The organism is Pseudoalteromonas sp. McH1-7 (genome assembly GCF_013366255.1).
Taxonomy (GTDB): domain Bacteria; phylum Pseudomonadota; class Gammaproteobacteria; order Enterobacterales; family Alteromonadaceae; genus Pseudoalteromonas; species Pseudoalteromonas peptidolytica.
This window is the reverse complement of the sequence record NZ_JABWPQ010000013.1, coordinates 73978-88276: the sequence shown is the minus strand read 5'-3', so window position 1 is coordinate 88276 and position 14299 is coordinate 73978. Positions and strand designations below refer to the sequence as shown.

Genomic DNA, 14299 nt, shown 5'->3' with positions numbered 1-14299 from the left:
ATAACGATTAAACACAAATTTAGTTCAAGTGGTAGGCTTGTTCCATCTTTGCACACTAGGCCAGATACATTATGCTCTCAGACAAATTAAAAAAAACCATCCGTCAAGCACATCAGCAAATAGCGTCTGCTTTAGATGGCTTTCGCCCGCGTCCGAGCCAAAACTATCTCGTTGCCGAAATAGCCAAAACGCTGAGTGGCGATTATCATCGAACTCAACGTATATGTGTAATCGAAGCTGGAACCGGCACCGGCAAATCTCTCGCGTATTTGTTAGGCGCGCTACCGGTTGCACTTTCTAGCAAAAAAAAGCTTGTGATTTCAACGGCAACGGTGGCTTTACAAGAACAGCTGATCAACAAAGAGTTGCCTTTTTTGCAGGCTCATTCGGGTTTGGATTTTAAGTTTGACTTGGTTAAAGGTCGCCAGCGCTATATTTGTGTACAAAAGCTTATGGCAGCGGTAAGTGATGATGAAATGCAGTTGTCCATGATGCCGACAACCAGTAGTCCATTATCAAAAGCCGAACAAAGCTGTTTAAGAGAGCTTGCCCTCGCTTACCAAGAAAAACGCTGGCAAGGAGACCGAGATAGTTGGGAAGATACCATTCCTGACAAAGTCTGGAACATCATTGCTTGCGATAAACATGCTTGCCAACGTCAGCTAAAATCTCATCACTTGTGCCCTTTTCATTTAGCAAGACAGAAGATCGCACAAATGGATGTATTGGTAATAAACCATGCGTTACTACTTGCAGATCTTGAGTTAGGTGGCGGGACTATTTTACCTGAACCTGAAGACACCTTTTATGTGATAGACGAAGCACATCACCTCCCCCATATCACCCGTGATTTTTCCTCTGCTGCAGCAACAATTAAGGGGACTATTGAGTGGCTTGAAAAGCTCCTCAAGTTTAGTGGAAAAATGGCCAACACTGTGGTTTCACAAAAGGCCATAGGACAAAACTTTAAGTTAAATGATGCCGCCAATGACGCCGCGAAATATCTAAAAGCAGTACGAGATATTCTCGATCAAAGTGATTTTACTTACAATGATGATGACACCTATCGTTTTAGCCATGGAGAGGTGCCTGAAAGCCTAACAGTAAAAGCAAAAGATATTGCTGATGCTACGCAAGACGCACTACGTTGCCTCACAAAAATGCACGATGCTTTATCTGGGGATGTCTCTGATGGTGATGTACAAGCATTTTTAGCAGATCCATTGCTTGTTGAAAGTGGCCAGTATATAAACCGTTTAGAGCAGCTGAATAAATTGTGGTTCAGCTATGCGAAAAAGGGAGAAAGCGTCCCCCATGCAAGATGGATTAAGCGTTTAGAATACAAAAATCATCATGACCACCTGTTGTGCGACTGCCCTATTGAAGTAGGCTATTACCTAAAAGATAACCTTTGGCGAGAATGTGCAGGTGCCGTGTTGTGTTCAGCAACACTCAGTGCACTGGGCAACTTTGACCACTTTGCTCATGAAAGTGGCTTGGCAAAAGAACCTGGGGTTAAATATATCAAAGCAGATTCTCCATTTGATTATCCAAATCAAGCCACCTTGCATTTGCCCAAAACACCAACCGATCCAACCGATAAAGCATTTAGCGATTACCTTGGCGAAGCGCTACCGAATTATCTAGACACGAATAAAGCAAACCTTGTGTTATTTGCATCTTATTGGCAAATGAATCACGTTGTAGAAAAGCTAAGAAGCAAAAAGCTTAATATTTTAGTACAAGGGGAGTTGTCTCGTGATGCTTTGCTCACCCGCCATAAAGCCAATATCGACTTGGGTCGTGGCAGTATTTTATTTGGCACGCAGAGTTTATCCGAGGGTTTAGATCTCCCCGGCAAGTACCTAGAAAACCTTATTGTAACCAAGATCCCTTTTGCCGTCCCCACCTCACCTATTGAGGAAGCGCAAGCCGAGTTCATACAAAGTAAAGGCGGCAATCCATTTTTATCTATAACAGTGCCTGATGCTGCGAAGAAATTAGTACAAAGCTGTGGTAGACTGCTGCGCAAAGAATCAGATTCCGGCCGTATCACCATCTTAGATAGACGCTTGGTTACCAAGCGGTATGGTAAAGCCATGCTTGATACTCTGCCACCTTACAAAAGGCAAATTGATTAATAATGTTTGAACTCGCGTTAGAACCCACTACATGGGGGTTACTTTGCTTAGTCGCACTGGCTGCTGGATTTATTGACGCTATTGCTGGGGGCGGTGGACTACTAACTGTGCCCGCGTTGTTGACAGCCGGACTTCCACCACATTTAACGTTGGGCACCAATAAACTTGCCGCCAGTTTTGGCTCACTTACGGCCAGTTTTACTTACTATAAAAAGCAGCTGTTTAAGCCTAGCTTTTGGATAGGTTCTACTATTGCGACTGCTATAGGCGCGGTATTGGGCACTCTACTGGTCGATTTTCTTAGTATCGAGTTTTTAAATAAGTTGATACCTATCATTATTATTGTTGTTGCAATATACAGCTTGGTCGGCAAACTAAGCCCAACCGATTCACATACATTGCCCGAAGCTAATCGAGCGCTAAAAATAAAACAGTGGGCTCAAGGTCTGTCTCTCGGGTTCTTCGATGGTATGGCAGGACCAGGGACTGGTACTTTTTGGACGGCTTCAAACAGCATGCTATATAAAATGAGCTTGCTGTTGAACTGCGGCCTTGCTCGTTCAATGAACTTTGTTTCTAACTTTATTTCATTGATCACTTTTGTCGCTTTGGGACACGTAAACTTTTTATTGGGTGTAACCATGGGGGCATTTTTAATGTTTGGCGCATGGCTTGGCGCACACTCAGCCATAAAATTTGGTAACAAGTTGATCAAACCGTTATTTAATACCGTCGTCATTATTCTTGCTGGCAAGCTTATTATTGAGGCTTATTTTTCATGAGTGTGGGGCTTATCAAACTAGAACAGCAAATTAGCCGCTTGAAACAACAAGCCGTGCAATTTGATGCTGCCAAATGGTTTGATAAGAACCGCTATATGCAGGCGCAACCGAGCTTATTCGATACTCGAGTGTTTCGAACCAAAAGCTTAAAGCTCAGTGATTATGTTGATGAGATCTCAGAAGCAATGACTCACCTGCCACCTAGCGAGCAACGTCACGCTTTTGCATTTGCAATAGAGCGGATAGGTTCGCAGATGGAGGCGGTGTTAAAAGTATTAAAATCAACCCCTGTATGGGCCAAAGAAAATAAACTCAACACTCCAAAGAAGGCCAAAGTTTATAAAAAAGCCGTACAAAAAATCATGCAATCCTCTCATGAGTTATATCAAGAGCTCTCGCAAAATCATGAGTTTGAACGTAGATTACAAGAAATGATAGACCTGAGAAGGCTACAAATGGACAAGGCGAACGGCAATGAAGCTGCTAAGCTTAACGCCGAAATTTTAGCCCTCCATGCTCGCCTTGGTCGTTGCAGAAAAGCCATTACGGCCACCGAGCAAAAAATTCAAGAAGTAGAAAAAAGTCAAAATAGATAATGCTTTACTACCACCCAATTTACAGCGCCCTAGCTTTACCAAAGCATCACCGCTTCCCAATCAGCAAATATCAAAAATTATATCAACGATTAAATAACAACAAGTTTGCCGAGCATATCAAGCAGCCTGAGCAAAAGATTACCCGCGATGCACTCCTTCTTTGCCATGACAGCGGTTACGTTGATGCCTTTTTAGCAGGTACCCTGAGCGACAAAGCTATTAAGAGAATGGGCTTTCCTTGGAGCCGACAACTTGTGGAGCGTACCTTGATTTCTTTGGGTGGCAGTTTAGCAGCAGCTGAGTATGCACTAACGCATGGCATTGCAGCCAACCTAAGTGGCGGCTATCATCATGCTCATCGTGAATTTGGCAGTGGTTTTTGCATTTTTAATGACTGGGTAGTTGTTGCCGCGACCTTAATTGCACAACATCAAGCTGAGAAAGTGCTGATCTTTGACTGTGATGTCCACCAAGGTGACGGCACCGCAGCCCTAGCCAAAGGGCGTGATGACATTGTCACCTGCTCTATTCACTGTGAAAGCAACTTCCCAAGGATCAAGCCCAATTCAGATTTAGACTTTGCATTACCGGTGGGAACAGAAGACAAACAATACCTTGAAACTGTTCAAGAAGCGATAACGCTAGCTACACGTATACATCAGCCAGATATCATTTTATATAATGCTGGTGCAGATATTTACCAAGGCGATGAATTAGGCCACTTCAATATCTCGCTCGAGGGCGTATACACCCGTGATTCAATTGTAATTGACTGTGCCGTTACACAAAATATCCCCTTAGCTATCGCGCTCGGTGGTGGCTATCAAAGAAACATCGACCAACTTATAGATGTACATCAACAAACCTTTTTGGCTTTGTTAGGTAACCCCGCTATTATGATATAAACTAAAAAAGGAATGTGCAGGAGGCGGTATGAAATTACATGACGATATACATAATTATTACGAAAAGCTGGTTGTTGAGCATATTGTTCGTCGTAAACTAGATAAAGTCTATGATGAAGATGTTATGGCTGATTTTTGCTGCACTGTATTAAATCAGCTGCCCTCACGTTACATTCGCTATGATGTAGATATGGAGTTTTACCTCCCGCAACCAGAAAGAGAAAAAATGGAAAAGGCAGTTGACGTCGCCATCGAATTTGCTGTTGCCCAAATCGCCAAAAAGAAGCAGTTTCAAGAATGAGTACTCCGTTAGAACAAGCTCCAACCCATGTAAAGCTCGCCATTGATCTCATCATGTTGCTTGAACAGCATGAGATCCCTGCTGAAGAAGTGCTCGCTGCACTTGAGATTGTTCAGTCTGATTTCAAAAATAAATTAAATCCAGAACAAAAAACTTAACACATTATATACAACCAAGTCATACTTCCGCGATAATCTTGGATCCTAATCTCGGCGTTAGCGGCTGCTAACGCCAATTATACCCATTAAGGAAAGCGATATGACAACACCATATAAACCTCTTTTATCTCTTGCGATTGTGCTTGCTGGCGTGCAAATAGCGCAGGCTCATGATTTCATAGCCTTAGATGAAGCACTCCCCGCCCCTTACATCATTAACGGTACAGAGCCGGTATTTGATTTTGATGGTGACGGTTGCCTCCCAAGTGCTGGGATAAGCCGAACCGGCGAACAAAACTCGGGGTTAAAAACTTCTGGACGTATCACTGGCGATTGCCGCGACAATCAATTTTTAAATACCTCAAATACTGTACATCGCTACGCCTGCAAAACGACCGAAAGCGGTGATTATTGTGGCCACTTTTATGCACTTTATTTTAAGAAAGATCAGGTATTTGACTATTTTGGCGGAGGCCACCGGCACGACTGGGAATATGCAGCGGTGTGGACGCTTGATGGGTTAGTCACACACGGAAGCTATAGCGCTCATGGCGATCTATTTACGAAACCGGCTCAAGAGCTGCCATTTGAAAATGGTCATTTAAAGATTGTCTATCATAAGGATGGCATATTGACGCATGCACTTCGTTTTGCCAAGCATAATGAGATTGCTGAAAATGGTTATCACCGCTTTGTAACCCCTCCGATAATAAGTTGGTATCACATGACTGGCGACAACATCTCAAATATAGACTTACGTGATAAGCTGAATCAATATGACTACGGCTCTGCGACTTTACCGGTAAAAGATAGTCGCTTTCTTAATAATTTAAATCGTTTTAAACCTGAGGGTTACCCTACCTATACACAAAGCGATATTAATGCCTCTAGATAGATTACACTGAACTATCTCACAGGCTATGTGCTTCAAAAGCACTTAGCCTGAGACTTCTCATACCAGTTACGACATCGTTTCCGAAGGTGTATTCTGACGAGCTTGTGTCAATTTATACTGCGCAAAAAAGATACTGTCTACCTCACTGCTATTAGGATCAGTGAAATACGCAATATCACTTCGATGTGGCTGTGGTGAGAGATGATTGCCGTCTTCCCAGTATAGTACCGCGTGTTTTATCAGTTCACCTAAATAGGTATGATCCCACGCATAATGACAAAAACCATGATGATCGCTCAAATTTGGCGAATATGCTTTACTCATCGGCTTAGCCAGCTGAGCATTTTTATAGTCAGCAAAATGCTTCGCATCTTGTTCTGCGCAAAGTGGATCAGTGAAATAAGCGACATCACGTCTAGGTGGTAATGCCTGTGGCAGGCCAAACTTATCCGTTATCCCACCACATTCCACTACTATCCACTGAACAAAATGTGCACCAATAATATGATCCCATTTTAACGCTACAAACATAAACTCTCCTTTTATACTTCATTAACTAATCAACACTATTGCAAAGAGCTGATCGCGCTGGCCCTAGTTTAACGACTTAATAGCTCTGTGCTAGTCAAAGTTCTATCGGGTTTATTCCAGATCAAAAAGTTTTTCAATCTATAAAAAAGCGTTACAAGGTATTACGAGAATGCACTTTATCGCTTATTTTCGCCGATTGGACGCTAACTTCGAAAAACGTAAGATTTACTTTACTGGCACTTTTTTTACATCACACTACAATGCAAAAAAAGCAAGATTGGAAGTATAGCAATGAACATAACACGTAGTTCGCTTAAGAATCCAGCGAGTGTAATTGTCATTCTGGTACTCATAATGCTGTTTGGAATGTTAAGTATTTTTAAACTCCCCATACAGTTAACACCAGATATAGAGCAACCTCAAATCACTATTTTTTCTGGATGGCGCCAAGCTGCTCCAGAAGAAATTGAGTCAGTGATAATTGAGCCGCTAGAAAATGCAGTTAAAAATACCCCAGGCGCACTTGAGATAAACACCAATATTAATAGGGGTAATGGTTCTATCACGCTCACTTTCGCTGTCGGTGCGAATATGCAGCAAGCCATGTTGGACGTATTAACTAGCTTGAATCAAGCTCCGCCATTACCTTTAGATGCGATTGACCCTGTAGTTTTTGCTGGCGGCAACAATGGCGAAGCCGCGGCCACTTTACTCGTCACGCCCAAAGACTATCACTCAGATAGTCTCGACTTCGATATGGCGCAATTTCAAAAACAAATAGATGAATTTATCGAGCCGAGACTTGCCCGTATTCCCGGGGTTGCCAGAGTCGACCTTGCCAGCGAGCGCCCCAAAGAGTTACGCATTACTTTTGACCCTCACAAGGCCGCAGCATTGGGCATTAGCCTAAACCAAATTAGTAATGTTTTAGCCAGTTCTAGGGATACCTCAGGCGGTCTTGCCAATGTGGGAAGACGCCAATATACAGTCAGATTTACAGGCCAATACGACCTTTCAAGTATGGCACAAATGCGCGTTGGTTACTCCGGTGATAGACCCATATATTTGGGGGATATTGCCAGTGTCGAGCGCACCTTTTCAGACCGTCTAGGTATGAGTGGGCGCAACGGTAAACCCGCCTACTACATCCGAATTTCAAGAGCAAATGAAGCCAATACAGTGGCATTGTTAGATGAGATAAACCAAGCCATTAATGAGTTAAATCAAGGTCCTTTAGCAGAAAATGGTCTGTCTATCGAACTGAGCTTTGACGCCTCAGTGCATATCCGAAACGCGCTGTCACTAGTGAAAGGAAATTTAGGCCTTGGCGTGCTGCTTTCTTGTTTAATTCTGTGGCTATTTTTCAGAGGGATTAAAGCGACTGTTGTTATAGCGGTAACAATTCCTGTTTCCCTGATGGTGGCATTTCTCACACTTAATATTTTTGACCGTAGCCTTAATGTGATCTCTCTTGCGGGACTTGCATTTGCTGTGGGGTTGGTTTTAGATGCTGCCATCATAGTGCAGGAAAATATAGCACGGCTTCGCACCGAGGGGTTTGATAGTAAAAAGGCCGCACTAAAGGGCGCGGCGCAAGTGACTGGCGCGCTCTTTGCTTCAACGACTACAAGTGTAGCCATCTTTTTACCTATTCTCTTTATGGCCGGTATTGAAGGCCAGCTGTTTTCGGATTTAGCACTGACACTCTCTATTGCGGTTATTGCGTCCATGCTCTGCGCCATCACACTCATTCCGCTTGCCAACCATCTTTGGCCTGACAGTGAAATAAAAACAGACCCTTACCACCAATACTGGCAAAAACTCACGAACTTCATCATGAAATTGACCAATAGCCGAACTAAGCAACTCACTTGGATTGGGGTGTTACTTGGTGGCTCGGTGGTTGCAACAATGACCATGCTACCAAAAACTGACTTTATGCCCCGAGCACCAACAGATGGCTTCTTCTTCAGTTTAGTAACGCCTCCTGGTGGTAATGTCCAATTTATGGAAGAAGAGTTATTACTGAGAGTAAAAAAGCGTTTGATGCCCTATTACGAAGGCGCAAAGGAGCCCGGAATAAAAGATTTTAACTTTTATGCTTTTGGCTCTAACGCCGGGGGGTTTATTTATTCTGCCGATCCGCAGCGTGTCGAAGAATTGATGAAAGTAGCGCGAGAGGAAATTTTTGTTGACCTGCCTGATACGCAAGTCTTTTTCTTTCGAGGCTCAATGATCCAGGTAGCCAATGGTGGTGACGGCCGCGACATTAATATTGATATCACCGGCCCAAATATGGATGACTTAATTACAGGCGCTGAAGTTGCGTTAGGAGCCGTAAAAGAGGCATTGCCACAAGCAACAGCTAGGCCTCAGCCGCGCTTAGACATGGCTGAGCCAGAGCTAAGGCTTACACCAAACGATCGCCGTATCACGCAAGCGGGGTTAACACGTCGCGATGTATCGCAGGCCGTTCAAGCTTACACTGGAGGTTTATTTATCAATGAATACTTTGATGGTAACGAACGTATGAATGTCATCTTACGCGGTATTCCATGGAAGAACCCAGAAGAGCTGAAGGCATTACCCATAGTAACTCCACATTCTGGTATTCAAACGCTTGGTGAACTTGCCAATATTGAGCGTACTGTTGGTCCAACTCAGTTACGGCGAGTAAATGGTCGCCGAACAGTAAGCATCGTTGTCACTCCACCAGCTGACATGAGCTTGCAACAAGTTCAGACTATTTTGACTGAGCAAGTTATGCCTAAAGTTAGAGCAAGCATGCCTGATAGCGCTGGTGTGATTTTGGCCGGAAACGCCCAGAAGATGAACTCTGCAATGGCCGAAATGGCGCTCAACTTTGTGTTGGCACTGTTTATTTTATTCCTATTAATGACAGCTCTATTTAAATCTGCAAAAGATAGCGTACTGGTGTTACTAGTTATGCCTCTAGCGATTGCCGGTGGTGTACTGGCACTATATATATTGAACCTATTTACCTTCCAATCGTTAGACTTACTGACCATGATTGGCTTTATTATTCTGCTTGGGCTGGTTGTCAATAATGCCATTCTATTGGTCGACCAAACTCGGGTTGCCATGGCTTCAGGCATGAGTCGAGAAACCGCAGTAAGGCAAGCGGTACTGCTAAGAGCGCGGCCAGTATATTTAAGTACGCTAACGAGTTTGTTCGGTATGCTGCCACTAATGCTTATGCCTGGAGTAGGCTCTGAAATTTACCGTGGTCTTGCCACTGTTATCGTAGGTGGGATGGCAATCAGCGCGCTATTTACTTTAGTGCTCATGCCAAGCTTGTTACAACTTGGGCGAAAAACTCCGCCTTGCCAAGGCAACCAGCGAGTAACCAAAGCTCCCTTAGCTTAGTCGCAGCTCAGTAAATAGTGAGAACAACATGAAGAACCTAATAAAACAGACCGTTAAAACATTGGCACTTTGTACTTGTATTATTGCGCCACAAATCTATGCGGTTGTCCCCGTAAGTACCAAAGCAGTGACCGAAGCGCCACTAACCCATGAAATTGAAGTAAGTGGTACGCTATATGGCAAAAACGATGTGACCCTCACTTCTGGCGTCAGCGGCAGATTACTCTATGTGGTCGAGCCAGGCACAACCGTAACCAAAGACGAAGTACTGGTCAGAATGGACACCTTGCCGTTAGAGCTTGACAAGGCAAGGCAGACCGAGCTACTCAAGCGTGCAAAAATTAATTTACGCTTATATCAACAAGAGCTCTCACGGTTAAAAAAGCTAGCTAAAACCAGTAGCGCCGCAGAAAGCCAGGTTGATGAAGTACAGAATAAACATGATTTGGCCTTGTCTGATATTGCACTGGCAGAAGTTGAACTTCGCGTCATAGAAGACAAGCTTTCAAGAGCCACTATTCGCGCCCCATTCAATGGGGTGATCAGTGAGCGTTTCAAACGTGCTGGTAGAGAAATTAATCGTGCAGACGAGCTGGTAACAATTTTAGATATTCACCACCTTGAAGCTCGCCTTTATGTTCCGGTAAAGTACCTTAAGTTTTTACACCAAGGCATCGAATTGCCCATTCAGGCTGGCGACTTATCACACCCTGAACATACTACTGCCACCATTACTGCGGTGATCCCATCAACCGATCCACGCTCACAAACTGTTGAGGTGCGCGCGTCCATTACAGCTGAGCAAAGTCATAGCTGGGCAATCGGTCAACTTGTTGATGTTACTGTGCCGCTCAGCAGTAAACAGCCGACGCTCTTGGTAGATCGCGATGCCCTCATACTGCGAAAACAAGGCTCTCATGTGGTTAAAATCGATGCTCAAAATAAAGCCGAGCAAATTCCCGTTACCATTGGCAATGGAAAAGGCCAATGGGTCGAAGTTATTCCTCGTCAAGCGCAAAGCCTACGCGCTGGCGATAAGGTTGCTATTCGTGGTGCTGAGCGACTTCAAACAGGTCAAGATGTTGAAGTTACCAACCCGTAACTAAGCCGGTTTACTAGCCCAATGAGCCCACTCAAGGATGAGCAGCTCATTTTTCTTTTACTCCCCCTCAATTTTGATCTCATCACAAAACAGGTAAACTAGCACCATCTAACCGTTAGGGGGTGTTATGAAACGAACCAAATTAGTGAACCAATTAACAGAACTGCTAAAACCTTTTCAAATAAATGACTATTGTCCAAATGGGCTACAAGTAGAAGGGAAAGCGGAAATCCAAAAAATAGTTACAGGTGTAACCGCAAGCCAAGCCTTAATTGACGCAGCAGTGGCACGCGGCGCTGATGCTATTTTGGTTCACCATGGTTATTTCTGGAAAGGCGAAGACCAATGTGTAACAGGCATGAAAAAGCGTAGGCTACAAACGTTGCTTGCCAACGATATTAACCTGCTTGCATACCACCTTCCTTTGGATGTTCATCCGGAACTTGGCAATAATGCTCAGCTTGGTAAATTGTTAGGGCTTGAAATTGAAAGGCCGCTTGAGCCATGGAATAAAAATAGCGTCGCTGTTAAAGGCAAACTAACAACATCAATGACTGCAACGGATTTTGCAGCACTTGTTGAAGAAAGACTTGGCCGTAAACCACTGTTAAACATCGCTGGCGAGCATCTTATTCACACCATTGCTTGGTGTACTGGTGGTGGACAAAGCTTTATTGACCTTGCAGCAAGTCAAGGTATAGATGCCTACCTCACGGGCGAGGCGTCAGAGCAAACGATCCATTCTTCGAACGAGCAGCAGATACACTTTATCGCCGCCGGACATCATGCCACCGAACGCTACGGTGCCAAAGCGCTCGGCGAATACTTAGCAGCGCAATACGACCTCGATGTTGAGTTCATCGATATCGACAATCCGGTTTAAGTACAAGTAAATATTGCAATATGGCGAAAAGAAAACATCAAGGTAAGCCTGCCCCATCAGATAGAAATTTTGGTGAACTTACACATAAGTTTAAAAATAACATCTATGGAACCAACAAAGGGAAGATCAGAGAGGCGGTGTTACAGCGAGACCTACATGCGCAACTTGACTGGCTTGGCCACGCGACTGATAAACGGGTGCTCGATGTGGGAGGAGGTCAAGGACAGTTAGCACTTTACTTAGCCGCGCTTGGGCACCATGTTACCGTTATCGATATCTCTGACGAGATGCTTGAACTTGCCAGAATTCGGGCAAATGAAGCGGGACTGTGTGAGCGTATGCGTTTTATCCGTGCGCCATTACAAGAAATAGCACAACTGAGCTTAGGGCAATTCGACTTGGTCATGTGTCACGCAGTACTAGAATGGCTGGTTGACCAACGAAGTGCTATTGATTTACTCAAAGCGCAAGTGTCACCAAGTGGCGCCCTTTCTTTGATGTATTTCAATCACGAGGCACATTTAATGGCAAACATGGTCTACGGTAACTTTGATTATGTGCAAAAGGGGCTCAAGGTTAAACAAAAGGTAGGGCTCAGCCCAAATAACCCAATCAAACAAGCTGACATGGCGGCTTGGCTAGAAGCAGCTAAGCTAACTATCGCGCAAAAAACCGGTGTACGCTGTTTTCATGACTACTTAAGAGAGCTTAACAAGGCTGATGATGATTTTGATGCTTTGCTTGAGTTAGAGCTTAAATACAATCGCCAAGAGCCATACGCCTCTATTGGCCGGTATACTCACCTGATGTTAATACCAATTAAGTAATCTATTTTGAGGCGAGAAAACCTTGTCGATAACACCGCTGCCGCACCCTACTATCGCCAAGGTATCTACGCGATAGGCATGACAAAATGTTAGCGTCAGGTTTGTTCTTTCAAATTGAGCAAGTATTAAGATTAATTGATACAAGTGTAAGCACGCCCGTGGCTTACACTTCCTCTGCTCTAAGTGTCAATACTTCATAGCCTTGCTCGGTTACCAGTACGGTATGCTCCCATTGTGCTGAGAGTTTTTTATCTCGTGTCACTACCGTCCAACCGTCTTTCTTGGTTTTAATTTTAGCATTGCCTTGGTTGATCATCGGCTCTATGGTAAAGGTCATCCCCGGTTTTAGCGCCATGCCTGTATTTGGCTTACCGTAGTGTAAAACATTGGGGCCTTCGTGCATTTCTTTACCAATGCCGTGGCCGCAGTATTCTCGCACCACACTATACCCTGCTTGCTCTGCAACGCGCTGGATCGCCGCACCAATATCGCCAAGCTTAGCGCCAGGTTTTACTATGCGGATCCCAGCCCACATGGCTTGGTAGGTTGTTTCAACGAGTCTTCTAGCCGGTAACAGCGCTTCAGGCATCACATACATTTTGCTAGAGTCACTGATAAAGCCATTTTTCTCTAAAGTAATATCGATGTTCACGATATCTGATGATTTCAGCAATTGCGATTTACTTGGTACGCCATGGCACACGACCTCGTTCACTGAACTATTGAGCACAAATTGATAACCATATTGACCTAAACTTGCCGGACGTGCATTTAGCTTGTCCACAATAAAGTTGTGAACTCTGTCATTAATCTCCAGCGTAGAAACACCGGGCTCAATCCAGCTATCGATATAGTCAAACACTCGCGTAAGTAAACTGCTACTTTCACGCATCAGCTCAATTTCATCGGCTGTTTTGATTGTTACCTGCTGCATACTACTTCCCTTGGTATTCTCGCGCCTTAACGCGTTGCCTTTCTGCTGCAATGATTTCAATAAATGTCATGGTGGGGTTTTCCTCAGCCAGACGCCCAACTTTTATCCAAAACTCTGCTTGTGCATTGATTGAACGAGACATAACCGTGCTTGCCTCACGTACTTCATCATGTAATTCATCTGAGATTTTGACTATACCCACAATATAAACCAACTATGAATCATATATAAATCGTATGGTACTTTAAACTAACAGCTGTACCAAACGCAACCTTGTTTTATGGCTACCACAGGTAGCCATAAGGATTGGCCTTCATATTTATTGCAGTTGAGATGAGCCCTAGCGCTGAAAAGGTGTTAGTTCACAATCGGCATAGACGATGCCTGCCATTTTTGCATATCTCCCTCTAAATGCTTCAATTTATACCCTTTTGGCAGCAGCTCCTCAATAAAAATACCAGCACGGCGTCCTGAGCGACAATACACCACCAAAGTGTCACCACGCAGCTTTGAGAGTGTCTCTTGGTGTTGGTTAATTTCATCAAACGGTATATTAATCGCACCTTTGATATGTCCGTCGCTAAACTCGGCTGCGCTTCTCACATCAATAATGGTAAATGGTGAAATAGACATCTGATTCACTAACAGCTGATACTGTGTGATTTTGTCTGTTGACTGAGCCAAACAGGCACTACTTACAAAAATGAGTAGGCCAATAATCAATTTTTTCATCGCAATCCTCTTTATCGCTATCATTTCTACCATGACATACCGTAACAAAATGTAATGTCACACAATTTACTAATGTTTATAAAGATTTTCAGGTAATGCTGTGAAACACATTATCAATACTTGAG

15 protein-coding genes are annotated in these 14299 nt (G+C 43.9%); 11 read left to right on the top strand and 4 right to left on the bottom strand.

The window, feature by feature from the left end:
- The first annotated feature begins 71 nt into the window (after positions 1–71).
- From dinG to HUZ36_RS10995, 7 genes are all read left to right on the top strand, one after another.
- Positions 72–2141: an ATP-dependent DNA helicase DinG gene (dinG, locus tag HUZ36_RS11025; protein ID WP_125252379.1), complete on the top strand. Its 2070-nt coding sequence runs from the start codon at positions 72–74 to the stop codon at positions 2139–2141.
- Between the two features lie 2 nt (positions 2142–2143).
- On the top strand, positions 2144–2923 hold the full coding sequence (locus HUZ36_RS11020; protein WP_125252380.1) for a TSUP family transporter: 780 nt from the start codon (positions 2144–2146) through the stop codon (positions 2921–2923).
- Entirely contained in the window at positions 2920–3519 is a 600-nt protein-coding gene (locus HUZ36_RS11015) for a primosomal replication protein (RefSeq protein ID WP_125252381.1), read from the top strand. The genes HUZ36_RS11020 and HUZ36_RS11015 overlap by 4 nt, the downstream gene beginning before the upstream one ends.
- On the top strand, positions 3519–4424 hold the full coding sequence (locus HUZ36_RS11010; protein WP_128730800.1) for a histone deacetylase family protein: 906 nt from the start codon (positions 3519–3521) through the stop codon (positions 4422–4424). The genes HUZ36_RS11015 and HUZ36_RS11010 overlap by 1 nt, the downstream gene beginning before the upstream one ends.
- Positions 4425–4452: 28 nt before the next feature.
- Complete coding sequence (locus HUZ36_RS11005; RefSeq protein ID WP_125252383.1) at positions 4453–4725, top strand: late competence development ComFB family protein; 273 nt, start codon at positions 4453–4455, stop codon at positions 4723–4725.
- Complete coding sequence (gene rsmS, locus HUZ36_RS11000; protein ID WP_128730799.1) at positions 4722–4883, top strand: pleiotropic regulatory protein RsmS; 162 nt, start codon at positions 4722–4724, stop codon at positions 4881–4883. Before HUZ36_RS11005 ends, rsmS begins: the two co-directional genes overlap by 4 nt.
- 100 nt (positions 4884–4983) lie before the next feature.
- Positions 4984–5778 (top strand): NPP1 family protein, encoded by a 795-nt coding sequence (locus HUZ36_RS10995; RefSeq protein WP_147389979.1) that lies wholly within the window; start codon positions 4984–4986, stop codon positions 5776–5778.
- Positions 5779–5844: 66 nt separating this feature from the next.
- Here the strand turns inward: HUZ36_RS10995 and HUZ36_RS10990 are convergent, their stop codons facing one another.
- The gene (locus tag HUZ36_RS10990) at positions 5845–6309 is read right to left on the bottom strand and encodes a hypothetical protein (protein ID WP_128730797.1); all 465 of its coding nucleotides are present in this window, start codon (positions 6307–6309) and stop codon (positions 5845–5847) included.
- 291 nt (positions 6310–6600) lie between these two features.
- Between HUZ36_RS10990 and HUZ36_RS10985 the strand changes: the two genes are divergently transcribed.
- The 4 genes from HUZ36_RS10985 (at position 6601) to HUZ36_RS10970 (ending at position 12508) form a co-directional block, all read left to right on the top strand.
- Entirely contained in the window at positions 6601–9696 is a 3096-nt protein-coding gene (locus HUZ36_RS10985; protein ID WP_176032868.1) for an efflux RND transporter permease subunit, read from the top strand.
- Between the two features lie 28 nt (positions 9697–9724).
- Complete coding sequence (locus tag HUZ36_RS10980; protein WP_176032867.1) at positions 9725–10798, top strand: efflux RND transporter periplasmic adaptor subunit; 1074 nt, start codon at positions 9725–9727, stop codon at positions 10796–10798.
- A gap of 127 nt (positions 10799–10925) precedes the next feature.
- Complete coding sequence (locus HUZ36_RS10975; RefSeq protein WP_176032866.1) at positions 10926–11681, top strand: Nif3-like dinuclear metal center hexameric protein; 756 nt, start codon at positions 10926–10928, stop codon at positions 11679–11681.
- Positions 11682–11701: 20 nt separating this feature from the next.
- Entirely contained in the window at positions 11702–12508 is an 807-nt protein-coding gene (locus HUZ36_RS10970; protein WP_176032865.1) for a methyltransferase domain-containing protein, read from the top strand.
- A gap of 163 nt (positions 12509–12671) precedes the next feature.
- Here HUZ36_RS10970 and map read toward each other — a convergent pair whose 3' ends face one another.
- The 3 genes from map to HUZ36_RS10955 form a co-directional block, all read right to left on the bottom strand.
- Positions 12672–13442: a type I methionyl aminopeptidase gene (gene map / locus HUZ36_RS10965; RefSeq protein WP_176032864.1), complete on the bottom strand. Its 771-nt coding sequence runs from the start codon at positions 13440–13442 to the stop codon at positions 12672–12674.
- Position 13443: 1 nt separating this feature from the next.
- Positions 13444–13644 carry a ParD-like family protein gene (locus HUZ36_RS10960; protein ID WP_128732699.1) on the bottom strand — a complete coding sequence of 67 codons (201 nt, stop codon included), beginning with the start codon at positions 13642–13644 and terminating at the stop codon, positions 13444–13446.
- A gap of 155 nt (positions 13645–13799) precedes the next feature.
- Positions 13800–14174 (bottom strand): rhodanese-like domain-containing protein, encoded by a 375-nt coding sequence (locus tag HUZ36_RS10955; protein WP_128732700.1) that lies wholly within the window; start codon positions 14172–14174, stop codon positions 13800–13802.
- Positions 14175–14299: the final 125 nt, after the last annotated feature.